The organism is Marinoscillum pacificum (assembly GCF_024714495.1).
Taxonomy (GTDB): Bacteria; Bacteroidota; Bacteroidia; order Cytophagales; family Cyclobacteriaceae; genus Marinoscillum; species Marinoscillum pacificum.
The window spans coordinates 378,460-402,602 of sequence record NZ_JAMZMJ010000003.1 but is presented as its reverse complement, the minus strand read 5'-3'; the positions used below and the strand labels follow the sequence as shown (position 1 = coordinate 402,602).

The following is a 24,143-nucleotide window of genomic DNA, read 5'->3' as shown; positions in this document are numbered from 1 at the left end:
TAGATGATATCAGCAATAGAAACCAACTTCAACCTTCATGCTAACATGGTTCCCGAATTAACCGATGGTATGCATGTTCATAAATCATCAAACCTGACTTTCGTAGACAGTGGCCTTTCTTGTGATACCTTCAATATTCTCCATATCACCAATGGAAGTGACCTTCAAAAAGCAGAATTAGAACAAGGAATAAATCACTACAGAAATCAAAATTTAGACTTTTGTATTTGGATCAATGATGAAAACCTGACCTCAAAAGTTTCATCTTACTTTAATGACTTAGGTATTAGTGTGCAGGGTGAGGAAGTTGGGATGACTCTCGACCTGACTAAATATGAAAACAAATCACATCCCCTTCACTCCAACATTCAACAAGTCACGTCTACTGAATTACTGGGTTCATACTCCAAAGTATTGGCCAGCAATTGGACACCTGCAGATCAAAATGTAATCACATATTATCAGCAGACTAAGGCATCATTCCTGGATTCAGCTAATAGAATCATTTTACTGATTCACCACTTCGATGGTGTGCCTGTATCTACTGTTGAGTTGTTTCCAACAGATAAGAAGACCATTGGCATCTATGGTTTAGCCACCTTAGAAAGTTATCGTGGAAAAGGAATAGGTTCTTCTATGATGAGTTACATTCTAAATAAGGCTAAGAGTCTAGGATATGAAACCGCAATTCTCCAAGCGACAGAAGATGGTATTGGTATTTATGAAAAAATGGGGTTTGTGAGACATACGAAGTATTATGAATTTGCATTAAAGGTTTAAAAAATTAAAGACCCTGGTATAATAACTTTTCTTGAAGTGTAAACTCATTTTGTGTAAACTCAATTATATAAAGCCCCTTTGCCAAATCTTTAGGCAACAATAACTCTGATAGTTCCTGATCATAGTCCACATGAATAATCTCCTTCATCACAAGCTCACCGTTTAAGTCTCTGATTAAAACTTGAATTTCTGTGTTACTAAAACCACTCGAATGCAACTTCAAATACGACCCTTTAAGGGGATTCGGGTACGCAGAAATTGATTTATCATTGATACCTTCCCATATCACTGACTTAATAGCACTGTATTCAAAAGCGCCATCAAAATCCACTTGCTTTAATCGATAGTAACCAAGGCCTTTTATCGGATCAAAATCCTCAAAACTGTAATTCTCTATTTCCTTAGAGTCACCTTTTCCTTCTTTAAAGCCAATGCTGTGGAATAAATGACCATCATCTGATCTCTCTATAAAAAACCCTTTATTGCTTTGCTCAGAAGCGGTTTGCCATTCCAGTTTTACTTCTTCTTTCACTTGATTAGCATTGAAAGCCACCAACTCCACAGGGAGAGGCGTATCATTTCCTGACATAACCCAAGGCGAAAACTGTGTAACATTCGGAATAGTCACAGAATTCGAAGTATTAGATTGCCCTGGAAGAGGACCATCCCAATTAGTGCCATTCCACCTTTGGCCTACCAAATTAATAATAGACCCAACCTCCGATGCAGATGCAGATAAAGTAATGGATGCATTTGGAGTAGTATCCCCAGATAGATCTATTTGAAAGAAGCGATCAACTACATTAGCACTGTTATCAAAATTTCCGCGATTAACATGCAATACTCCCGATGGCAAAGGCAAATTATTAGTTGCAGTTGGATAAGTGGCTACCGACAACAATCCCGCGTCCCCGGAATTAAGATCAAAAACAAATGGGATATAATCTCCACTTGCATTCCCAAAAGGAATTTCATGAGCGCCCAATTCTGTACCTACAGCCCAATCTACTCTACTTGTATTATCTGAAAGCTCACTTAAAATCAACCCATTAGTCCTATTGATTGCGGTTGATATTGGATTAGAAATGGTTAAAGTATTTCCATTCAAATCCAAGAACCCATCGGTCATTGATACTGTATTATCTACACTTATATTCACACCCAATTCGACAGAATTACCATTTTTATTAATAACCATATCATTAAAATTGATTGCATTTCCAGAGATATTGGAAACCTCAGTGCCTGTAAATTCAACCACACTACTCGCAAGATCTAGTGTAGTAGCATTGTTTACCATATCACCAGTAACCTGTATGGAAGAGAGAACTTCTAGAACAGTACCGGTTGCAATTGTCAAATGATTAAACGTACTAACACCACTCCCTGCAATCACATCTGAACCAGTATTGCCATCAAAAATCATTGTAGATGACTCCCCATCCAGAATTCCCTGATTTACAAAATCTCCAGAAACGGTATGCGAAAACGATCCCGCTTTAAAAGTACCTTCAGAATCTATGTATAAGCCACTCTCAACCTGCCAGTTAGAGCTTGCAGATATTCCAGATAAGTTAGAATTGGAGATGGTTACAAGGTTGAACTGAGGTGTGTTATCAGTCAGCGTAACCGCTTGATCCCCTCCGAAAACAACCAGCCCAGAGGTGGTAAAATCATCTCCTAAAGTAATGGATGTTGGAAAATTAATTGAATTAAAATTCACTACTCCTTCACTTGTGAAAGTCCCATTGTTGTTAAAATTCCCTTTGATCGTATGAGTAAGCGATCCGCCATTAAAAGATGCTCCACTCGCTATATTCATATTTACCTCCACAGTCCATGGTGAAGATGGTGTGATACCAGCCGTATTGTTGATGTTGACTGTGGCGTATTGAGGTGATGAGGTAGAACTCAACACCGGAGCAACATTTCCGTTGAAATTGATAACACCAGTTGAAGAAGATGATATAGCGTTCAGCAACCTGATTGTTTGTTGTTGAGTGCCTGTAAATGTAACTACACCATTAGACTGTGTGATCCCTCTATTGATATAATTGCCAGAAACTACAACGGTTGCTGTTCCTAAGTCAAGATCTCCAGTTGAGCCTATTTCTACATGACCTGCAAAGGTTGGACTCCCTGATACATAATCGTAACTTCCATTAATCTGCACTGCATCAAATGTTATGGTTCCTTCTATTGTATCATCAGTACCGTTGAGCTCCAAATAGCTATCAGTTGTTTCCAGTTCGCCCAGAACTGTCAAATCCCCTCCCAATGAAAATGAATACCCAGAAATATCGAGTGTTCCATCTGATTCTACCGTAAGACTTTGAGCACCGGTATTACCTATCAAAGACTTGGTTCCTGCATTTGAAATAATAAGATTTCCATAATTAAATGGAGGAATAACTCGGGAAATTGACCCATTAAAATGCACTGTACTTGCCGGGTCAATGATCATTGTTGCAAAATTTTGCACCTGAGTACTCCCTCCAGCAAAAAGTGCTGTTCCTCCTGAACTTATGATAGCTGCTCCACCGCTGGATGTACGAGTTATTGAATGGGTCCCAACATCTAAAGTTCCATTATTCACTTGAGCATTACCTTTTATTGAAATATCACCCACCATATTGGCTACTCCTGAAGCTTTATTCACTTCTATATTGTAAAAAGTAGCCGATACTACGTCTTGATCTGTAGTCCCATCAAGAATAAAATTGGTAGTCTCTGAGTTAAAAGTTCCATTGAATAGCATGCTTCCTGCAAGCGATATGCTATTTCCATTTCCAGAGTTAAAAATAGTTCCAGTATCAACAGTAAAGTCACCGTTAAGATCGAGGTTATGATCGAGGTTAAATTCTCCATCCGAAAGAAGAAAATCTCCATTAACCTGAATGGCATCTCCAGTAGTCACTAATCCACTACTTTTATCGATTGTCAAATGATGGTAATTTAGACCTGCAACCAATTGATTGTTGGCACCGTCAAAAACTACAGTACTATTGCCTGAAACAAATGTCCCATCTCCATACAGATAATCTCCTTCAACATGTAAAGTAGCAGTGTTGGTAAAGCTTACAACTGAACCTCCATCTTGAATGAAATTACCTAACACACTAATAGAACCACTAGTCGCAGTAAGATTTACCGCATGACCAGTTGTACCATCACTTAATTCCAAATTCCCATTAACCATCAATACTTCTCCACCTACGTTGATAGCGTGTGTTGCATTTCCTAATGTCCAATCTCCTAAAATATCCCCTGAAATAATCAAAGTATCCCCCGCACCTATCGACACTGTAGTTGGTTGGGTAGACTCGAAAATCATACGTTTGATCGTAGTATTAGCATCAAAAACAGGATGGTTTGCAAATGCAAAATCTCCAAATACTACAACATCATCAGGACCTGGAGGCGCAGTAGTCACTCCGGCAGTAAGACTCCAATTGCCCGGATCAGAGACAGATGAACTATTAATCCCGGTCCAGCTCAGCACTTTAAGACCATCCGACAAAGACCACTTATTTTCCAGGCTTCCTAAACCTGTCTGCTCGACCCAGTTATCTAATGCACTGTTACTACTAAGTAAACCAAGGGATATCCATGAGGTAATTCCCTGATCATTCCACAATGACAAATTATTTTCGTCATTCCCATTTAACTCTGCTGTTTCATAATGAAATCTTACTGTTGCCAAATAAGAAGTAATGGCTCCTGATACTGCAATATCATACACCCTATTTATTGACTCTCTATATGGAAAGGTTGAAGGTGATTCATTGTCTACTACCACAGTAATCTCATTAATGGTTCCAACAATCGCGGCAAATTGAATAAAGTTATTTGGTCCTTCAAAGGCATAATTTGTACCTGTGGTAAAGGCATGCTGACGAGTAATGGTTCCCAATATAATTCCATTTCCAACTCTGGTTGAAGTTATAGTTATGGAACTAGCTCCGGTCCTCATTAGACCTGCAGTCATATCCAGCGAAGCAACTGTTACATCATTATTTAATGTTAACTCGTGATCATCCGTTTTATTGACTGTAAGAGCATTGAAAGTTGTAACACCATCTATTGTACTACTGATTGATCCAGATAAAATGATGGTAGAAGACCCAGGCAAAAAACTACCCTGATTCTTCCAATTACCTTGTATGGTATGACTGAACGTACTTCCTGAAAAAGTTGTGGCGGTACCAATAATTAAATCACCATACACTGTAATTCCGGCCGAAGTACTCTTAGTATCTCCATTCAAAAAACTGAGATTATAAAAATCACTAAATGAAATAATTTGTGCACCTGAAGAATTATATGCTACCGTATTTGGAATATTAGAAGTAGGATCAAATATACCTGTACCAATTACACCATCCGTTCCGGCGATGTTCAGTGAAGCGTCAACACCCATTGTAAGGTTGGAAGCATTATCCACTAATAAGTCAAAGACACTAATAGTCCCTGATAGATTTGAATTCCCATTAAATGTTATGGTGCCAGCAGTTGCGGTAAAAGCTCCAGATATCAGCACATTGCCTCCGATTGATAAACTTTTTGACGTAGTAATACTACTACCTGTAGGAATGGATAGATGGTTAAACTGAATAGCACCTGATCCCGAGACCACTTTATTGACACCTGTAAAAACTAAATGATTGGTACTTTGACAATTTAAAGCTCCATCAACTATTAAATCTCCTGAAATAGTGAATACCAAGGAAGCATTGATACTGGCTCCAGACTCAATGGTCAGGCTACTTAATACGAAGTTACCAGCCAGGATATCATTGGATGATGACATATTCACAGCTCCTGAACCCCCACCGGAATGAGTGAAACTTCCTCCTGTACCTGAAACAAAATATCCCGAAATATCTAAATTACTACCCGCATTTAGAGTCACCTTTGCGGCATTTATTTCAACATCACCAAGGGCAAAAGAACCTGCCCCACTCCATGAATTGTTACCACCATTCGCAACCAATTTACCACTGGTATTTGTAAATACCCCTTCATTGGTCCAGTCACCCCAGAACTGGTGCTCATGTGTAGAACCATCAAATATTGTATTGGCACCAAGAGTTACATCACCAAAAACAGTCACCGAACCTGAGGCAGTGAAACTCAATGAACCTGATGAAGCACTGCTCGTCAAATCTCCTAAAATAGTCATAGGATCCACTGGCATTGTTTTTATCACTGCTCCACCTGAACTACTCAAAATTAAATTACCGTAATCTTCTGACGCCACGACTTGGTTAGCACCGTAATACTCTACAGTACTTGCACTGGCTAAAATATGCGTAGCATAATTTGAGGGAAAAGACTGTGTTCCACCAATTCTAAGAGTAGCTCCTGATGCGACTGACAAAAACCCTCCATTATTGTTTCTATCGATTGTAAAAGTTGCAATATCCAAAGTACCTTCTTCTATCTGCAAATAATTCCGAACCGTTGTATTGGCCTGCAAGGTTTTAGTCATTCCTCCAGAAATTCGCAACGTACGATAATCGATTGTTTCATCAACTGTTTGATCAATTGCTGCAGCAGCATAATCTACAGTTCCCAAAGATTTCTTAAAAGTTAAACCACCAGAATTCAAATAGTTTGCAGCATAAGTACTTGCCATTACTTTAATGGTTCCTAAACCCTGAAGTTCAATGCTTCCTGTTCCACTCACTGAAAAGCTAGCAGTTGGATTTAAAACTCCAATTACTGCTAACTCTTCCTCTATTACAATGTTTTGATCTAAGGTAGTTGTACTAGTCGATTCAATTCTTACTTGTTCAAAAGTGGTAAAACTAGATCCTCCAATCATCTGTGATTCTCCTTCAAAAATTACGGTTCTTTTTTTACCAGAAGCGGTATAGACACCAGAGTTTAGAAAATCTCCCGTAAGGGAAATATTGTTATGAGTATGAAGAATAGTTCCATTATTTCCAATAGTAATATCCCCGCCAACATAGAGATTATCCAGAGATGTCAAAGTGCATGTTTGTACCCCACTTCCGATGTTTAAACTCTTGCACTCTCCACTACCTTTTCCTCTTTCAAGAGTGGGTTGGTTGGGTCCAACAAAATTTGCATCACCTATAACTGCATCCTTGGTTGCATCCGGGACTCCATTAGTCCAGTTAGTTACTTCTCTCCATTCCTCACTTGAAGTACCTGTCCAGGAGGTAGTTTGTGAAAAAACAACAAATGAGAAACTGCAAAAAATCGTAGCAATTACTGTTCGAAAAATAACAAATTGATTCATGGTTAAATGCTGTGAAAAGTGTGACTAATACATAGTAATACTCAACAGGTTGATGTAGCTGTCAGTCAAGATAAAACAGCCCACACATCAATCACAACTTATTGATTATCAATTTATTACCGTCATTAAAAATTCAGCAATCCTTGTAAGTGAATCACGTGCGAAATGCTAAAAACCTATGGAAATCACCTATCAATATAATTTTGAACAGGTAATTGCAGGTGAAGAAATTTGAGGAAAATGAAACTTTCCATAATCAGGATTTTACAAGCCTATTGGAAAGAATTAGTGACTTAATTTTTAGACTTATTTACATTTAAGATCAGGGTCATTCTTGCGTTTGAAATATAACGAGTAGGTAAGATTTGCTCTTTAATTGGACCATTATTTAAATGCTCTATTAAATCAAATCTTCTTCTTCCAGCTTTGCTTTGAGTTTTTCGTGATCACTCCAGAAGGTGTTTCTTAATTTGGAAAGTGATTCTTTAAACCATTTTTTGTTTTTGATTGGAGCCATCCCTGGATCATCTTCTATGAATAGCAATATCCAGTACTGAAATCCATCGAGTTCAGCGAATCGCTTCATGTGGTATTCTGCGCTATCTAGTTGACCTGTATAGGTATAGTATGCGACATAATGAATATCCTTATACCTGGATTTATCACCATCTGCAAACTCTTTGAATCCCTCGATATATTGCTCTCCTCGCTCCTGCTCACCTTTTCTGATGAACGTATCAGCTATTTTCAAATATTCAAAATGATAAACATCCATGCCCAATCGATCTCTCAGCTTGATAAATCGATCATAAACTTCATAGGCTTTATCAAAATTACCTTCGCAATAGTACAGTTTGCCAATTTCTTGAAGTATGTCAAAACGTGTGGTATCCTTCTTGAATTCATTGAGCAACATGTTACGCGTTTGAGCGATATCTCGATTTTTCACATAAAGAATGTAGGGCTTGATATAACCATATGGATTCTCAGGAAAGTATTCGAGGCACTTATTAGCATATACAAGTGCTTCATCCACAAAGCCATTCTGAATCAGAGCATTACTCAAATGCAGATACAAATAACTTGTGGTCAATGAATCCTTACTGTTAGAAATGAGTCGAACACCTTTCAAAGCAAACTCCAGGTACTTATTGGTGTCTGGATAATAACGAGTATAGAAATCAGAAAGTTGATTGACAATATCTGAAGATCCTGGTGCTAGTTTATGAGCTTGCAAAAAGTACTTCTCTGTTTCTTTATACTCTCCAATCTGTTGATAATAGGATCCTTTTGCAATCCAGCTTTCAGGCGAATTAGGTGCATAAAACAATGCCTTATCGGCTAAACTATTCACATCATCCAGATACTTCTTATCAGTCTTGAATATGTCAATATAATAGTAGCTTATAGCCAAATAAGCATAAGCGAGACCAAACTCATTGTCCAAATCAATAGCCTGTTTGAAATATGGAATCCCTTCATTCAATCCCTCTATCGTTTCTTTTCTTATGGCTGCTCGTCCTTTAAGGTATAAGTCATAAGCATCCATATTTTTTGTAGGAATAGAAGCAATCAATTCACGCTCTTCTGGCGTAATCACAACTTGAATCTCAGAAACAATACTACTTGCTATCTCCTCCTGCAATTGAAAAATATCATTTACTTCTCTGTTGTATTGTTGAGACCAAACTTGCTTATCCCTGGCAGCCTCTATCAATTGAATATTGAGTTGTATTCTATCTCCGACCTTTTGTCCGCTACCCTCTACAAAATAGCCAACTGGAAGCATCGAAGAAATCTCAGGTACTGTAAGCGTTGTATTTCGAAATTTCTCCACCGAGGTTCTGCTTACTACTCTAAGGTCTTTGATCTTCTGAAGGTTATTCAATGTGGTTTCCATCAATCCATTGATCAGATAGATATTGGATGAATCAGCACTGAGGTTTTTAAAAGGCAATACGGCTATTGATTTCTCTACCGGCTTTGCCTCTTGATCATCATTTTTAAAGAAAAACACCACAAGCACCAACAACAAGATGATACCGACTCCCAGCAAGGCTTGATTTATCCAACCTTTCTTAAACTGGTTTTCAACTGCAGGTTCTTCTTGCTCTATAGGTTGTTCCGATTCTTTTCCTACGGTACCGGGAGGATATCCATAGTGCTCTCGAAAACACTTGATGAAATAAGAGGTACTTCCAAAACCAACCTGGTGAGTTACTTCAGAAACATTCAACTCCCCTTCTTTGAGTAATTTCATCCCCTCTTCTAGCCTTATTTGCCGAATGTATTGACTTGCAGACAGAGAAGTTTCAGCCTTGATCTTCCTGAGTAAGTTTGACCGGCTCATGCTCACTGCATCAGCTAACTCTGAAACACCAAATTGCTCATTGGATAAGTGCTCTAAGACAGCATTTTCAGTACGTTTTAAAAACTCACTCGGCATAGGTGGTAAACAAGGCTTATTTGGATCAAAAATAGTGTTTTGCATCATAATTTATACTGTTTGAGCATAAATCATACTCTTGATTGAAAGTTAACATCTTTGGCTTCATAGCTGATAACAGTACCTCAGAGCACTTTTTCACCTTTGTATCATCAATTCATTGTAAAAACTAAACATTAAAAACACATGAAAACTTTAATGATTAAAAACGTGATCAAAGGGACATTTTTTATTGCATTACTAACTCTATTAGTTAGCTGTAATAGTCAGCCTTCTTCTTCCACTACTGAATCTGCGAGCAACGCAAAGGCTCCTGATATAGACATTCATGCTGCAGTGATTACTGGAAACCTGGAGGCTGTGAAACAACATATAGAAGCGGGATCCGACTTAAATCAACCTGATCCATTTGGAGGTTCTAGTCCATTGATTACTGCGGCTCTATTTGGAAACGAAGAGATAGTCAAAACACTTCTCGATGCAGGAGTAAAAGTAAACTTCACTAATAAAGAAGGATCTACTGCTCTACACACTGCAGCGTTTTTCTGTGAAACAGAAATCGTTAAACTTCTTCTAGAAAATGGCGCTGATAAATCCATCAAAAACACCTATGGATCCACGGCTCTTATGTCCGTTGAAGGCTCTTTTGAAGATGTAAAAGGAATCTACATCATGATGGAAAAGCAATTGAGCCCAATGGGATTCAGCCTTGATCTACAGAAAATTGAAAGCACCAGACCAGAGGTAGCAAAAATCTTGAAATCATAATGGAAAGACGATACGATATCGATTGGCTGAGAGTAATTGCCATTGGTTTATTACTCATCTACCACATAGGTATAGCATTTCAGCCATGGGGCATCATGATAGCATTCATCCAAAGTGATGAATCGCTATCCTGGCTCTGGACACCAATGTCATTGCTTAATGTGTGGCGAATCCCTTTCTTGTTTTTTGTATCTGGTATGGGTATTGCCTTTGCCATGAAAAAACGCTCTGTGAAGGAATTGCTATTTGAACGTGCTAAAAGAATACTCGTTCCATACATTTTTGGATTGCTTTGCATCGTGCCACTTCATTGGCTCATTTTCCAAAAATACTACGAGATTCCTTTAGCCTACTCACCAACCCCAGGTCACTTGTGGTTTTTAGGAAATCTAGTAACCTACATCATATGCCTTTGGCCATTATTCTATTATATGAAGAAGGACAACCCAGCGAGTAGGTTCATGAAAAGACTTTTCGAAACACCATTAGGTCTATTGCTTGTCATTGCGTTGATGATAGGAGAAGTGTTGCTTGTGAATCCAACTGCCTTCGAGGTATATGCACTTACACTTCATGGTTGGGTACTTGGAGCGGTAGCCTTCATTTGCGGTTATTTCTTCATTCATGGTGACGATAAGTTCTGGGAAATGCTAATCAAATGGCGTTTTGTCTTCCTATTAGGAGCAATTGGGTTATTTGTACTTCGACTGTGGATGTATAATTTAAAAAGTCCGGGTCCATTGCTGTCAATTGAATCTAATCTCTGGATATTCTCCATTCTGGCATTTGGCAAAATGTATCTCAATAGACCAAGTAATACACTGAACTATTTGAGTCAAGGAGCTTATCCGGTTTACATTCTGCATATGGTCTATCTGTATTTAGGATCAGCCCTAATTTTCAAAACAGGAATAGACACGACGCTCCAGTTGGTATTGGTAACTATTTTCACCTTCATTGGATGTCTTGGCACTTATGAGCTCATTCGGAGAATTCCATACTTACGTATCTTGTTTGGCATGAAGTGATTATGAGGCGAATTTTGTACATTTAGTAATACACTAAAAACCAATTCGCATGAAATTCGCCCTGATCATTTTTGCTATCTGCTGTCAACAATTAGTCATCGGACAAGCACCTACTAAAGAATGGCAAATAAGAACAGCCGTACTTCCATTAGCTGAAGATCTGCGTAGTGGAGCGACTGTGCTGGGTTATGATGAAAAAGGAGAAATTGTCACACTGCGAAAAGGTACTAATGACATGATTTGCTTGGCAGATGACCCCACAAAATCAAACTTTAGTGTAGCAGCATATCACAAATCATTAGAACCCTTCATGATTCGGGGAAGAGAGCTTAAAAAGCAGGGAATGGATTTTCAAGCAATTTTTGATCAACGTGAGAAGGAAGTAAGGTCCGGAGAATTGGAAATGCCCGACAAAACAACACTATATGTACTTTCAGGAGATTTGGATGCCAACAATGAACCTGTTAACACGAAACTGAGATTTGTGGTTTATATTCCTTTTGCGACAGCAGAATCAACCGGACTTCCTACATTTCCACTTGTACCCGGTGCTCCCTGGATCATGAATCCCGGCACTCATAGAGCGCACATCATGATCAACCCAAATTATGAAACAGAAGAAAATTAAAAGGAGATAGGATACAAATAGAAACATCATCAACAATATAACACAGAGATCTTAAGGTTTTGAATCTCCTTGTGCACTAACCTCAGTTGCAGTAAAAAATACAATTGGCGCAATGCAACTGGCAAAAAATAGTTTATTCATAAAAAATGGTTGTTAGTTTCTTCTAATTTATCAAATACCTAACAATTCATATCATTCTTATATTTTTTGAAGATCACCACATGAACAAACCATTATATATTGGGTTAGGAGTTTATTTAATTGTGCTTTATGAAAGAACTACTCAATGAAGATTTTTACGCCACAATCTTCAACAAAACAGTCAACTGGGCCATAGAAACTGTACCCGGCCTGTTCCTGATCATCATCATTTTCTTCATCGCATTATGGGTAATGAAAGTGATTCTTAGAAGACTAAGAAAAGTAATCATCGCTTCTGTACATAATGATCAGGAAAATTTGGTTGAGAAAGAAAAAAGAGCCACCACTCTCATCAATATTGCTCGAGGGACCATTATTATTAGTCTCTGGGCTGTCTTCATACTCATATTCTTAAAACAACTAGGAATGGATATCGCACCAATCTTAGCAGGTGCAGGAATCGTGGGTTTAGCTGTTGGTTTTGGAGCACAGGAGCTTGTAAGAGATGGCATTTCAGGTTTTTTTCTGTTGCTTGAAAACAGAATAAGAACTGGTGACGTTGTGGTCATCAATGGAACCGGTGGATTAGTAGAAGGTATCAACTTACGCACAGTAACTCTTCGCGATTTGTCTGGAGTAGTTCACACCTTTCAAAATGGCAAAATTGACACACTAGCGAACATGACTAAAGACTGGTCCGCCATGGTTTTTGATATAGGAGTGGCATACAAGGAAAATGTAGATAAGGTAATAGAAATCATCAAAGACGTTGGAGCTAAACTGAAGGAAGACGAAGAGTATAAGGACAAAATTATGGAGCCAATGGAAATCTTCGGCTTGGATAAATTCGGAGATAGTGCCGTCGTGATCAAAGCAAGAATTAAAACCTATCCTATCCAGCAGTGGGTGGTAGGTAGAGAATTCAACAAACGACTTAAAGTTGCCTTTGATGCTAGCGGAATAGAAATTCCATTCCCACACAGAACGATTTATTGGGGAGATGAGATCTCGCCACTTCATCTTAAGCTCAATAAAGAAGAAAAGGCTTAAGTCAAACTGAAAAACTCCAGCAGTGAAATAAATGCTGGAGTTTTTCATATCTAAATAGTCAACAAGGCGGAATACATTGATCCTTGATACCTGGAAGGTATTTCACCAAGCTTCAAAACTTGCGTAAAACCGGATAGATTCGCCAACGCCTTTAGCTCATTGAACCTGATAGGAAATGGCACCCAGTTACTCCCAACATTGGTTTCATATTCCACTATGAGCAATTTACCTTCTCTCTTTAGTTTTCTCTTGAGATGATCAAAGAAGGTTATTTTATCCTTTATAAAGTGTAGCGAATTTGCCATAATGACTCCATCCAGTAGTGGTAGACTATTCAATCCAGACTGAAAGTCGGACTGGACAAATTCAACTGCTACCTGACCATAGGTAGTTCTCAAATGTTGGTTTTCTCTGTCCACAGCATATACCGTGCTATCATTCGGCAATTTGGAAGCTAAAGCATAAGTAAAAGTACCTGCCCCACAACCCAAATCAGCCCAAATTTGGATTCCATTACCTACTTGAAAATCAATTAACCTGGCCGCTTCGGATATCTCCATTTTCTATAAATTCAATGACGCAAACACCCCTTCACTTTGTCGGTTTTACTGATTTCATGAAGGCTGTCATTGTAATAACTTTGAATAAGTTAACTAAAGTCTTTAAAGAATAAATCCCATGAATGAAGTTGATGCATACATTGAAAGCTTTGATGAACAAGTTCAGATACGATTAAGAGAGATGCGAACCATCTTGAAAGAGATGCTACCTCAAGCTGAAGAAGTAATCAGTTATGGCATCCCTACTTATAAAATCAAAGGAAAAAACGTCGTTCATTTTGGAGGATTCAAAAAACATGTTGGGTTCTACCCTGCCCCGTCAGGACTTGAAGCATTCAAAGAAGACTTATCCAAATTCAAGGGATCCAAAGGAAGCGTCCAGTTCCCATTAACAGAAGACCTACCCAAAGCTCTCATTCAAAGAATCACACAATTCAGACTAGTCGAACACATGAAAAAATATGGATCCTAAACTTTTACTATATTTACCCTATGATTCTTTAAGACACATCCGTACGGGAAACTCCTCCCAGATCAGTAAAGCAAATAGTAAGTGTATTTGAACAGCAGGCTCATGCCTGATTTCTTTATCTATTTCATCGAATCATAACTTTATTAATCATGATTGTAATTATCTACTCAACATCAGATAGATCTGACTATCAGTTTTAATTTCTATTTCACTTTTACTCCAAATCTCAATGAGAGCAATCATATATCATGTTGCTACTTCCCTTGATGGCTTTATCGCTAGAAAAGATGGTAGCACTGACTGTTTTATTGAAAGTGGTGAACATGTTGACGATTATCTAAATCAACTCAAAGACTATGACACCACAATCATGGGACGCAACACATACGAATATGGATATCAATATGGTCTAAAACCAGGCCATCCCGCATATCCACATATGAATCATTTCATTGTATCTGATACATTGAGTTTTAATAACTCCCATGAACAGGTACAGATTATCAAAAGAGCTGATCTATGTCAAACCATTCATCAACTGAAAGAACAAGTTGGTTCACCCATCTATTTATGTGGAGGTGGTCAGTTGGCAAAACAGTTATTAAAACATCAAATGATTGATGAGTTAATTATCAAACTGAACCCCATCCTACTGGGTGATGGAATTCATTTATTTGATGGATGCTGTGATGGGTTTCAACTAGATCATCTTCACCGGATCAACTATTCCAATGGTGTACAAATGATTCATTATCGAATGCAATACATTACTGAAGAGGTGGCCATCTAGCCACCTCTTTTTTGTTAAATCCTGCAAAATCAAACCGCTAACTGTTAAAACAAACTAAAGGATTACGATTAACATACAGGATATGAGTTGTTTAGTAAAAACAAACCATGCCTAACTACACCTTGTATTTCGCCCTGGGATTTAGTTTGTTTTCAATTTCCCAGATTCACGCTCAAACCAGAAGCACTGGACAGATTCTGGACATCAAAACATCCGAACCTGTTCCTTTCGCTCATATCCGTTCAGACTCCTTTGGCACTGTATCCAATATCAACGGCTATTTCCATCTAGACCAACTGATAACAGGAACAATTACTATTTCCCATGTCATGTATGATGATTTGGTGTTACTTCCAAATTCGACAGCAGACACCCTAAAATTATTTTTGCATCCGAAGATAACAGAACTTGAAGAAGTCATCATTGGTGTGCTCCCAAGTGAAGCCAAATTCAAAAAGGAACTGATCAATATGGAGATTCATGAAACAAAAGAAGAGATGAATGCACAGGCAAATATGCGGCTAGCAACCATCATGTATTTATCGGGATATTCACCTGGAATGTCTAGTATGGACAACTACAAAAGCTTCATCAGAGGACCTCAAGGTGTGAGCATATTCAGCAGCGATCCCTCCAAAGGGCTCATTAAGTCCTTTAAAAATCTCTCAACAAAAAATCGATTTGAACCCAAAACTCATCAAAGAACCGATATTCCATTATCAATATTCAAATTAAAAAAGAAAGAATTGAACCAACAGGACTCTACTCTCAGCACTAACTAATTGATTAATAAACCTATAGAAATTCTACTATTTCTGAACTTCAATTTTCTAAGGTTAATGACTCCCTGTTATTGTCAAATTCAATCATAATTTTTAGTTTAGAGTGGATTTTTTCATATAACTCAATCATTCACCGTCACAAGTATGCCAGTTAAAAAGATCTTCCATAAAGGCAAAGAAATAATTTACGTTGACTATAGAGGAGAAACAGAGGATCAAATGTTGAACACAGCAGAGAATCTTCGTAGCATGATCATGAAAGATGAAAAGGAACATCTTCGTCTGGTTAATATTACAGAGGCATTTGCTACTACTAAGTTTACTAATTATATCAGGCAACTGGGAAAAGACACTAAACACATCCCTACAAAAGCTGCAATAGTAGGCATCACGGGGGCTAAAAAAGTTTTGCTTTTAGGATACAATAGAATTTTGGGAGGAGCTATGCGTCCATTTGATGATGAAGACACGGCTAAAGAATATTTAGTTAAGTAATTACTCTGAGACGAGATATTCCAAGGCCTCTTCTTTAGTACTGAAAGGAACCAGTTTATTCGTTGAAAAGGCATTGAAACTTTTTAACAATACTTTCTTTATACCGGTAATACCTAATAAAGCTGCTTTCTCTGTTTTAGCGCGTAATATCTCTACGCTCAGTCGCTTACTTTCATCCATAAATTCCTTACTTCCAAAGGCTCCGGTAAAATCACTTAATGACAGCACCTTTTCCGGGCTTGTCTTGAATATCTCAGATGCATCTCTCAACGTAGCGATCATCTCCTCTTTGGTTTTGCAAGTAGTATAATCAATGAATACTATGCGCTTATTCTTATAATTGAAGGTTGAAACAGGCATATTTTAGGCTTTAGACAAAAGTTAGCTCATACCGAAAGAGGATGAGAACTTCATTCGACCAATATAAGTTTCATGCCGATAAAAAATCCCCACCGTAGTGGGGATTTAAATTAATTGATATCCTGCCCTTTTTTCAACTTCTCAATATTCTCCTTCATAATTGGAGGGTTAAGCGTATCACCCGGAGGAACTTTTTTCAGAGCTTCTTCCAGGTATTTAATAGCTTTCTTATAATCACCTACTGCTGAATACCCTCTAGCCAATCCATAATTTGTTGGCCATACTCCTGCATTATTCTTGTGATTCAGTTGAAACACTTCCAATGCTTTTTGTTTCTCCCCCGCTGCAATCAACTGTCTTCCATAAGCATGAACCTGAAATACAGGAGCTCCAGGCAGAGCCACTGCCTCCTCCATTAGCTTCATTGATTCTTCAGATTTGCCAGCATTTAGCAATACCGAAGATTTTGTAGAAAGTGTTGTGAAATTTTTCTGTCCAATAAACGGCAATGAAATCGCATTTTCTGCCCAGAGAATGGCCTCCTCATGAAACCCAGCAGAAGAAGCCCAGTTAGCTGCACTGACCCAATTGGTATAAGTAAAACCTGGAGAATCTTTCAATTCACTTTTTAGCGCGTCCAGAGTTACCTGATTAGCATCTTTTAGTACCAATTCTATCGGCAACATCTTCTTCTCCCATTTCATAACCAGGGTCGTTTGATCATTTTGGCGAGTGGTGAATTCATAGGAAAAAAACTCAATCGATTCATCGAGATCAGCAGGTGTTGCTCCTACTTTCAAAATAACATCCTCAGGAGTATAGAAGAAACTTCCCCAGGCATCTGCTTCTTTGCTGAAAATCAAATTCCAATCTCCGTTCTCGACAGTCTCAATAAAAAAGCCGTATCTCCCAGCTGGAAGCACCTTACCATTTACTTGTAAGTCATGTGAGGTTTCAAATACGGTATTCTCATTAGCTCCAGCTCTCCATGGAGACGGATTGTTATCAGAAGAAGCTCCGAAACCGAGGTTATTCATGCCATATGGCACCAATTGCCCCCAAATAGCTCCTTCACGTCCAGCAACATCAGGACTACCATATGACACTTTTACCCAGGCTACACCGCCTATGTATTGCTTGATTTCGCTTTTTTGATTCGCTCCACTCGGCGGAAGACTTTTTAATTGTGCATAGGAAGGACTGCATAAGCACACAAATGCAATCAATGCATAAATCAATTTTTGTTTCATCATTATTAGTTTGGTTTGATTATGATAAAAACAATCACTCAATTCAGCTATCCTGTCAAAATTATGGTAAGGGGCATAAATAAATGATGTATGGAATTAAACCACTGGGAATGAAAGAGTGAAGACCGTGCCTTTGCCTTGAATACTGGATATATTCATATTTCCGAAATTCCTCTCAACAAATTCTTTACAGATGATTAGCCCGAGACCAGTACCCTTTTCACCTGAAGTTCCTCTGGAGTCATGATATTCCTTAAGCTCATATAGTGAGTTCATCACCTCATCAGACATCCCAACACCATGATCTTCAAATTTTATCACTACTCGATCACCCTCTTTTTTGATATCAATATCAATCGACTGTTCCGGATGACTAAATTTTAAAGCATTTGAAATTATGTTTCTGAAAATCACTTCCAGATGAGCAGGATCTCCATACACCATTAATGGTTCAATTTGATCAACCTTGATGTCAATACTCTTCGATTTAGCCTGGCTAGAAATGGATTGAACAACGTATTTCATCAATTGACCTATTTCCACGTTCAATGGATTAAAAATCTCCCCATCCATTTGACCTCTAGCCCAGGTAAGCAAATTTTTAGTAAGTCCTATAGTATTCTCTACAGACTGATTGAGCTCTTGTACTATAATTTTTTGATCCTCAGGATTGATTTTATGATCCTCCACCAATAACCTCGAAAAGGAATAAACATTAGAAAGTGGACTAATAAAATCATGCGCAACTATTGAGAATAGTTTGGTTTTGGTCTGATTGAGTTTTTCGAGCTCCTTTTTCTGCGTCTTCAGTACATTATTAATTCTACGAACTTTTTGAACATTGTTAATAAATAATAATAGCATCACCAAAACAAACACCATTGTGATAAGCAGGATTACAATCTGTGCTTTTTGCTTTCCTAGTTTGTCTGCAAACTCAGCAATCTCAGTATCTTTTTGTATACGCTCTTCGTACCAATCAACGACATACTTCTTGTTATCGCGTTCAATTAACAATAAGGAATCTGTGAGATTTTGATAGCTTGTCCATACTCTGTCAAGCTGATCATAATCACCAATTGCTTGATTATACTTAAAAGTAATTTGAATCACTTCTTTCAATACATCCAAATACCCTTGCTCGACACAAATGTCTTTTGCATTTAGTAAATTGTCATGAACCAGATTTTCTTTGTTAGAAAGCATGTAAACTTTTGCTAACCCTAAGTATGCTTCTGCTGCAGCCCATTTATTGGAATATTGTCCCTGTTTCTCGTGATATTCCAAAACTTTATTAAATGCAGCTATCGCGGAATCATAATTTTCAGTTTTAGTGAAAATCAAGCCCATATTCCTGTAACTACTTTGAATCAACGGGTAATTAGAATTTGATTCATTTACCTCAATTGATTTTTTGCAGAAGTAAGACGCGGAATCATAGCCTTCAAAGACATAATACGTTCTAGCTATGTTATTATAGACTACCCCTAAGCGCTCAGGGATATTTAGTCTTTCGAAAATTTCAATTGCTTTCTTCTCATTAGAAAGGGCCAAGTCCTGATTACCTAGATAGTTATATAGGTTCCCTAAAGATAAATAACAATTAGCTACTCCTAGTTCATCATGATACTCTTCAAAAATGGCTTTCGCATCTAATAAGACTTCAGAGCCTTTAATGTAAAAACCATATTCTCGCATAATAACTCCAAGAATACGCAGTGCATAAGCCCCCTCTAACTCAAGATCTTTCTCATTAGCCAAACTAATCGCCTGCTGAACCAGCCGATAGGCTTCGGAGTTATCAATATAAACAAGTTCTCTTGCGAGAGTAGTTTTGATCATTACCGTAGCACTATCAGTTTGATTATCGGATAACTTATCCTTTAGCTCTTCAATATATGAAGTTTGTGCAGAGGTTGATACAGAAAAAAATAATACCAGTATTAATCCGGTTAATCTCATATTTGAGATAGGTTAATTCTTTAAACTCACTTTTATAAGTGATGAGTCCTATAATTACTGGTGATGATTGATATGGCTAATCTAAAGAATGTCAAACGATACCTTCAACTGCATTAGTATCAACATACCAAAACTGTCGACCAACAGAGTTGATATGCGCTGCAGGATATGATTTCCAGTCTCCATTTTGATTGTATATCTCCTCGATCTTCTGCTTTTTACCGGCACCGGTCACCAAGAAAATGACTTCTTGGGCAGCATTTATCACAGGTCCACTCAGTGTAACTCGTCTTTGTCCACTATCAGGATGAACAGCGACATCACAGATGTTTTTCGACTCCAATAGTTCTATTTGGTGTGGAAATATGGAAGCAGTATGTCCATCTTCGCCCATGCCTAGTATAACCATATCGAAAACAGGAAGACCATCATTTACATCCATGTTTTCAAGAAGTAACTCCCCATATCTCTCTGCTTCCTCTGCCGGATCATTTTCACCCAATATTCTATGAATGTTTTCTGCTGGAACTGGAGTTTTGTCAAACAACCGCTCTTTGGTCATTTTATAATTGCTCTCATCATCAGAAGGTGGAACACATCGCTCATCTCCCCAGTAAAAGTGCATTTTACTCCAAACATCACTTTCAGCATAAGAGGTTGCCAGGTAATCAAAAAGTATTTTCGGTGTAGACCCGCCAGACAATGCTACATGGAAGACCTCTTTCTTCGCAGCTTCTTCCATTAGGTAATCACCAAAAGCCTCAGCGGTTTGCTGAGGCGTATCATATATTCTAAAATCGTTTTTCGTCATAGTTCACAGAAAATTCCGTCTTCGGCTAAGTTTTTACAAGGATATCTCCACATCATGTGCTCACCTTCTATTAAATCATCAACATTTTCAGGACCCCAAGTGCCTGCTGGGTATCCATAGATTGGAATGGAAGAGTCTTCTTTCCAGGCTTTCAATATTGGATCGATGAACTCCCATGCTGCTTCAACACTATCTCCTCTAGCATACAGTGTAGCGTCTCCTTGCATACAATCCAAAATCAAACGCTCATAGGCATCTGGTACATAAGCATCCGTCAGATCGGAATATAAGAAGTCCATGTTGACATTTTTCACATCAAAGCCCTGACCAGGCACCTTCATACCAAACTTCAAAAGCACCCCTTCATCCGGCTGAATTCTCAAAACCAGCATGTTTTGTGAGTTGATCTTCTGGCTCTGGCTGAATAAACGGTGATGATTCGGTTTGAAATGAATGACCACCTCAGACACTCGAGTAGGCAACTTCTTACCTGATCGAATATAGAATGGCACTCCAGACCATCTCCAGTTGTCAATAAAGAATTTAAGTGCTACAAAGGTCTCGGTCTTTGATTCTGGATCAACTCCCTCTTCTTCACGATACCCCTTTACCTCCTCACCTTTAATCTTACTCGATGTATACTGACCTCTAATGACGTTGTTTTTAACATCTTCAGGAGTCATTGGTCTCAGTGACTGGAAAACCTTTAGCTTTTCATTTCGGATACTGTTAGCATCAGATTTTACTGGAGGCTCCATAGCCACCAATCCGATTAACTGCAGTAAATGGTTTTGCACCATATCTCGTAAAGCTCCAGAACCATCATAATAGCCTCCTCGTTTCTCCACTCCTACAGATTCAGCAGATGTGATCTCAACTCGATGGATATAGTTTCTATTCCAAAGTGGTTCGAAAATGCTATTTGAGAATCGAGTGACTAATAAGTTCTGAACGGTTTCTTTACCCAGGTAATGATCGATTCTATAGATCTGATCTTCTCTATAGTCTTCTAAAAGAGTCTTATTCAATTCTTTTGCTGACTCTAGATCATAACCAAACGGTTTTTCGATAATCAACCGTGTCCAACCACTCTTTTCTTCATTCAATCCAGCATAAGCAAGATGTTTAGGAATTACTCCATACAAACTTGGAGGCACGGACAAATAGAATATCACATTGCAGTTGGTTCCAAAGTCATCATCAATAGAATGAAGTCTATCAGAAAGCCCTTTATAATCTTCCTTGTTGGAAGTATCCAAAGAATGGTAGTGAATCAACTTCGCAAAGTCTTCCAGAGACTTGTCACCTTCTTTTTTAATATGTTCGTTTTCTATAACTGCCTTCTGACGAAACTCTTCATCATCATAACTGGTACGCCCTACCCCTACTATCGCATACTTCTCAGGCAGATAGTCTTTTTTATACAAATTATAGATTGCCGGTATCAGTTTTCGAGCGGTGAGGTCACCCGAAGCACCAAATATTACCAGAATCTGGTTATCATTTTTTATCATTCCTTCGATTATAAAATTGGAAGCATTAATTTCATGCCTCTAAAACAACAAACCTGTCCGGTCCTTAGTTTAAAACCCCAATAAGCAGGACCTTTAATAGAAGCTAAAATTATATCATAATGTCAGAACAACACGATTTTGGACTAGTAGGTTTAGGAGTAATGGGAAGAAATTTCATTTTGAATGTAGCTGATCATGGATTTTCCTCCATGGGATTGGATACAGATGATGAAAAAGTCTCAGCTCTTAAGGAAGAAGGATCACAAGTAAGAGTCGATGGAACCACAGATGCTGCAACTTTTGTCAAGGCATTAAAAACTCCACGAAAAATCATGTTGTTAGTTCCAGCTGGTAAGCCCGTTGATGCCGTAATTGACACATTGCTTCCTCATTTGAACAAAGGAGACATCATCATCGACGGAGGTAACTCTTTCTTTGAAGATACAGAAAGACGTATCTCCTATTTGGAAGAGAAAGGAATGAATTTCTTCGGTGCCGGTGTATCTGGTGGTGCTAAAGGTGCAAGAAGAGGTCCAAGTATTATGCCTGGAGGTAGTGAAGCTGCCTACGAACATGTAAAAACCATTTTTGAAGCTGCTTCAGCTAAAGTAAATGGAGAACCATGTGTAGCTTATATGGGTAGAGGTTCTGCCGGAAACTATGTAAAAATGGTTCATAATGGCATAGAATATGGCTTAATGCAACTCATCTCTGAGATCTATGATGTAGCTAAAAAAGGTGCTGGTTATACCAATGAAAAATTAGCTTCCCTGTTTGACACCTGGAATAAAGGAACACTTCAATCCTTCCTGGTTGAGATTACAGCTGAAATCTTCGCTAAAAAGGATGAACTAACTGGCAAAGACCTGGTAGATGTTATTCTGGATAAAGCCAAGCAAAAAGGCACAGGAAAATGGACTTCTCAAAATGCAATGGATCTTGGTATTCCTGTACCAACTATTGATTCAGCTGTGACCATGAGAGAAATCTCATCTATGAAAGATTACCGAGTAGAAGCGGATAAAGTTTACCATACGGCTTCTATCGGTCAGGACAAGCCAGACGCTAAAACTTTAGAAAACGCATTGTATTTCGCATTCATTGTTACCTATGCACAAGGCATGTCTCAGTTGGCAGCTGCTGATAAAGAATACAACTACAACCTAAACATGGAGACCATCGCTAAGATCTGGAGAGGTGGTTGTATCATTAGAGCAGGTTTGTTGGAAGACATCAGAAAAGCATATGATAGAACTCCGGACCTTCACAACTTGATGTTGGATCCAGATTTCGTTAAAACGCTTAAAACTATTGAAGGTGATGCTAGAATCGTAGTTCAATTTGCAGTAGGAAGTGGCATCCCTGTAGCAGGATTGTCTTCAGCTATCGCATACTTCGATTCATTCAGATCTGGCAACTTGCCTTTGAATTTAATTCAAGCTCAAAGAGACCACTTTGGATCTCATACCTATGAGCGTACAGATAGAGAAGGTATATTCCACACTGAGTGGTAAACCCACATAAACTTTAACAGGAAGCTCAGCTTGAATAACCAAAATATACGGGATATTCATGCTGAGCTTTTTTATTGATCATTTGATCAAAAAGTTGCGGTAAGAACCCGCCCAAATCATAAGATAGGACATCAACAAAGTCTACCCACTTATATTCATCTGCTTCATCATTTAGCAACACATCATTCTGATCAGTGGCACAACTGAAATCCACATAAAGCATATGTCTGGATTCATGAAACGATGGATCAGCGATACTCTCTTGCAGGCTAACCAACTTCACATCATACACTGTCAGTCCAGTTTCCTCTTTCATTTCCCTAATCAAAGCCTCTTCAAGCCTTTCGCCATACTCTACATGTCCTCCAGGAATGACCCATTGATTATTCCATTTAGGTGATTTACAAAGTAATACCTGCTTATTTTGATTAAAAATGATTCCACTGACAGTCACTTCTACTTGTTTCGACATCCTGCCAAATTAATACATGCAAATAAAAAAAGGCGGTTCCCATTCAGAAACC

At 38.3% G+C, this 24,143-nt stretch carries 19 protein-coding genes; 10 read left to right on the top strand and 9 right to left on the bottom strand.

Annotated features, from left to right (window positions below; all coding sequences use genetic code 11):
- The first annotated feature begins 3 nt into the window (after positions 1 to 3).
- Positions 4 to 780 (top strand): GNAT family N-acetyltransferase, encoded by a 777-nt coding sequence (locus tag NXS00_RS11060; protein WP_258099257.1) that lies wholly within the window; start codon positions 4 to 6, stop codon positions 778 to 780.
- A 4-nt stretch (positions 781 to 784) separates the two neighbouring features.
- Here NXS00_RS11060 and NXS00_RS11055 read toward each other — a convergent pair whose 3' ends face one another.
- Positions 785 to 7,048, bottom strand: coding sequence for a T9SS type A sorting domain-containing protein (locus tag NXS00_RS11055; RefSeq protein ID WP_258099256.1), 6,264 nt, complete (start codon positions 7,046 to 7,048; stop codon positions 785 to 787).
- A 400-nt stretch (positions 7,049 to 7,448) separates the two neighbouring features.
- Positions 7,449 to 9,542, bottom strand: a complete 2,094-nt coding sequence (locus tag NXS00_RS11050; RefSeq protein ID WP_258099255.1) for a helix-turn-helix domain-containing protein — start codon at positions 9,540 to 9,542, stop codon at positions 7,449 to 7,451.
- 138 nt (positions 9,543 to 9,680) lie between these two features.
- Between NXS00_RS11050 and NXS00_RS11045 the strand changes: the two genes are divergently transcribed.
- From NXS00_RS11045 to NXS00_RS11030, 4 genes are all read left to right on the top strand, one after another.
- Entirely contained in the window at positions 9,681 to 10,262 is a 582-nt protein-coding gene (locus tag NXS00_RS11045) for an ankyrin repeat domain-containing protein (protein WP_258099254.1), read from the top strand.
- Complete coding sequence (locus NXS00_RS11040) at positions 10,262 to 11,290, top strand: acyltransferase family protein (protein WP_258099253.1); 1,029 nt, start codon at positions 10,262 to 10,264, stop codon at positions 11,288 to 11,290. Before NXS00_RS11045 ends, NXS00_RS11040 begins: the two co-directional genes overlap by 1 nt.
- Positions 11,291 to 11,339: 49 nt before the next feature.
- Positions 11,340 to 11,918 (top strand): hypothetical protein, encoded by a 579-nt coding sequence (locus NXS00_RS11035; RefSeq protein ID WP_258099252.1) that lies wholly within the window; start codon positions 11,340 to 11,342, stop codon positions 11,916 to 11,918.
- A 270-nt stretch (positions 11,919 to 12,188) separates the two neighbouring features.
- Entirely contained in the window at positions 12,189 to 13,109 is a 921-nt protein-coding gene (locus tag NXS00_RS11030; RefSeq protein ID WP_258099251.1) for a mechanosensitive ion channel family protein, read from the top strand.
- Between the two features lie 50 nt (positions 13,110 to 13,159).
- On the opposite strand, the gene NXS00_RS11025 is transcribed toward NXS00_RS11030, so the two are convergent.
- Complete coding sequence (locus NXS00_RS11025; RefSeq protein WP_258099250.1) at positions 13,160 to 13,669, bottom strand: class I SAM-dependent methyltransferase; 510 nt, start codon at positions 13,667 to 13,669, stop codon at positions 13,160 to 13,162.
- 118 nt (positions 13,670 to 13,787) lie between these two features.
- Between NXS00_RS11025 and NXS00_RS11020 the strand changes: the two genes are divergently transcribed.
- The 4 genes from NXS00_RS11020 (at position 13,788) to NXS00_RS11005 (ending at position 16,208) form a co-directional block, all read left to right on the top strand.
- Complete coding sequence (locus tag NXS00_RS11020; RefSeq protein WP_258099249.1) at positions 13,788 to 14,141, top strand: iron chaperone; 354 nt, start codon at positions 13,788 to 13,790, stop codon at positions 14,139 to 14,141.
- Positions 14,142 to 14,370: 229 nt separating this feature from the next.
- Positions 14,371 to 14,931 carry a dihydrofolate reductase family protein gene (locus NXS00_RS11015; RefSeq protein ID WP_258099248.1) on the top strand — a complete coding sequence of 187 codons (561 nt, stop codon included), beginning with the start codon at positions 14,371 to 14,373 and terminating at the stop codon, positions 14,929 to 14,931.
- Positions 14,932 to 15,038: 107 nt separating this feature from the next.
- A complete protein-coding gene (locus tag NXS00_RS11010) occupies positions 15,039 to 15,713 on the top strand; it encodes a carboxypeptidase-like regulatory domain-containing protein (RefSeq protein ID WP_258099247.1) in 675 nt (224 codons plus the stop codon).
- A gap of 144 nt (positions 15,714 to 15,857) precedes the next feature.
- Positions 15,858 to 16,208 (top strand): hypothetical protein, encoded by a 351-nt coding sequence (locus NXS00_RS11005; protein WP_258099246.1) that lies wholly within the window; start codon positions 15,858 to 15,860, stop codon positions 16,206 to 16,208.
- Here the strand turns inward: NXS00_RS11005 and NXS00_RS11000 are convergent, their stop codons facing one another.
- The 5 genes from NXS00_RS11000 to zwf all read right to left on the bottom strand — a co-directional run bounded on the left by NXS00_RS11000 (position 16,209) and on the right by zwf (position 22,105).
- Positions 16,209 to 16,568, bottom strand: coding sequence for a hypothetical protein (locus NXS00_RS11000; protein ID WP_258099245.1), 360 nt, complete (start codon positions 16,566 to 16,568; stop codon positions 16,209 to 16,211).
- Between the two features lie 110 nt (positions 16,569 to 16,678).
- Entirely contained in the window at positions 16,679 to 17,821 is a 1,143-nt protein-coding gene (locus tag NXS00_RS10995) for a DUF2911 domain-containing protein (protein ID WP_258099244.1), read from the bottom strand.
- Positions 17,822 to 17,914: 93 nt separating this feature from the next.
- Complete coding sequence (locus NXS00_RS10990) at positions 17,915 to 19,780, bottom strand: tetratricopeptide repeat-containing sensor histidine kinase (RefSeq protein WP_258099243.1); 1,866 nt, start codon at positions 19,778 to 19,780, stop codon at positions 17,915 to 17,917.
- A 91-nt stretch (positions 19,781 to 19,871) separates the two neighbouring features.
- On the bottom strand, positions 19,872 to 20,591 hold the full coding sequence (pgl, locus tag NXS00_RS10985; protein WP_258099242.1) for a 6-phosphogluconolactonase: 720 nt from the start codon (positions 20,589 to 20,591) through the stop codon (positions 19,872 to 19,874).
- Complete coding sequence (zwf, locus tag NXS00_RS10980; RefSeq protein WP_258099241.1) at positions 20,588 to 22,105, bottom strand: glucose-6-phosphate dehydrogenase; 1,518 nt, start codon at positions 22,103 to 22,105, stop codon at positions 20,588 to 20,590. The genes pgl and zwf overlap by 4 nt, the downstream gene beginning before the upstream one ends.
- 119 nt (positions 22,106 to 22,224) lie before the next feature.
- Here zwf and gnd point away from each other — a divergent pair, with 119 nt between their 5' ends.
- Positions 22,225 to 23,619 carry an NADP-dependent phosphogluconate dehydrogenase gene (gnd, locus tag NXS00_RS10975; RefSeq protein WP_258099240.1) on the top strand — a complete coding sequence of 465 codons (1,395 nt, stop codon included), beginning with the start codon at positions 22,225 to 22,227 and terminating at the stop codon, positions 23,617 to 23,619.
- A gap of 25 nt (positions 23,620 to 23,644) precedes the next feature.
- Here gnd and NXS00_RS10970 read toward each other — a convergent pair whose 3' ends face one another.
- Positions 23,645 to 24,091, bottom strand: coding sequence for an NUDIX domain-containing protein (locus NXS00_RS10970; protein ID WP_258099239.1), 447 nt, complete (start codon positions 24,089 to 24,091; stop codon positions 23,645 to 23,647).
- Positions 24,092 to 24,143 lie beyond the last annotated feature (52 nt).

Coding starts and splice junctions, on each gene's coding strand:
- NXS00_RS11020 (WP_258099249.1), top strand. CDS start 13,788: ATGAATGAAGTTGATGCATACATTGAAAGCTTTGATGAACAAGTTCAG.
- gnd (WP_258099240.1), top strand. CDS start 22,225: ATGTCAGAACAACACGATTTTGGACTAGTAGGTTTAGGAGTAATGGGA.
- NXS00_RS11055 (WP_258099256.1), bottom strand. CDS start 7,048: ATGAATCAATTTGTTATTTTTCGAACAGTAATTGCTACGATTTTTTGC.
- NXS00_RS11010 (WP_258099247.1), top strand. CDS start 15,039: ATGCCTAACTACACCTTGTATTTCGCCCTGGGATTTAGTTTGTTTTCA.
- NXS00_RS10990 (WP_258099243.1), bottom strand. CDS start 19,780: ATGAGATTAACCGGATTAATACTGGTATTATTTTTTTCTGTATCAACC.
- NXS00_RS11050 (WP_258099255.1), bottom strand. CDS start 9,542: ATGATGCAAAACACTATTTTTGATCCAAATAAGCCTTGTTTACCACCT.
- NXS00_RS11060 (WP_258099257.1), top strand. CDS start 4: ATGATATCAGCAATAGAAACCAACTTCAACCTTCATGCTAACATGGTT.
- NXS00_RS11035 (WP_258099252.1), top strand. CDS start 11,340: ATGAAATTCGCCCTGATCATTTTTGCTATCTGCTGTCAACAATTAGTC.
- NXS00_RS10970 (WP_258099239.1), bottom strand. CDS start 24,091: ATGTCGAAACAAGTAGAAGTGACTGTCAGTGGAATCATTTTTAATCAA.
- NXS00_RS10995 (WP_258099244.1), bottom strand. CDS start 17,821: ATGATGAAACAAAAATTGATTTATGCATTGATTGCATTTGTGTGCTTA.
- NXS00_RS11005 (WP_258099246.1), top strand. CDS start 15,858: ATGCCAGTTAAAAAGATCTTCCATAAAGGCAAAGAAATAATTTACGTT.
- NXS00_RS11045 (WP_258099254.1), top strand. CDS start 9,681: ATGAAAACTTTAATGATTAAAAACGTGATCAAAGGGACATTTTTTATT.
- NXS00_RS11030 (WP_258099251.1), top strand. CDS start 12,189: ATGAAAGAACTACTCAATGAAGATTTTTACGCCACAATCTTCAACAAA.
- zwf (WP_258099241.1), bottom strand. CDS start 22,105: ATGATAAAAAATGATAACCAGATTCTGGTAATATTTGGTGCTTCGGGT.
- NXS00_RS11040 (WP_258099253.1), top strand. CDS start 10,262: ATGGAAAGACGATACGATATCGATTGGCTGAGAGTAATTGCCATTGGT.
- NXS00_RS11025 (WP_258099250.1), bottom strand. CDS start 13,669: ATGGAGATATCCGAAGCGGCCAGGTTAATTGATTTTCAAGTAGGTAAT.
- NXS00_RS11015 (WP_258099248.1), top strand. CDS start 14,371: ATGAGAGCAATCATATATCATGTTGCTACTTCCCTTGATGGCTTTATC.
- NXS00_RS11000 (WP_258099245.1), bottom strand. CDS start 16,568: ATGCCTGTTTCAACCTTCAATTATAAGAATAAGCGCATAGTATTCATT.
- pgl (WP_258099242.1), bottom strand. CDS start 20,591: ATGACGAAAAACGATTTTAGAATATATGATACGCCTCAGCAAACCGCT.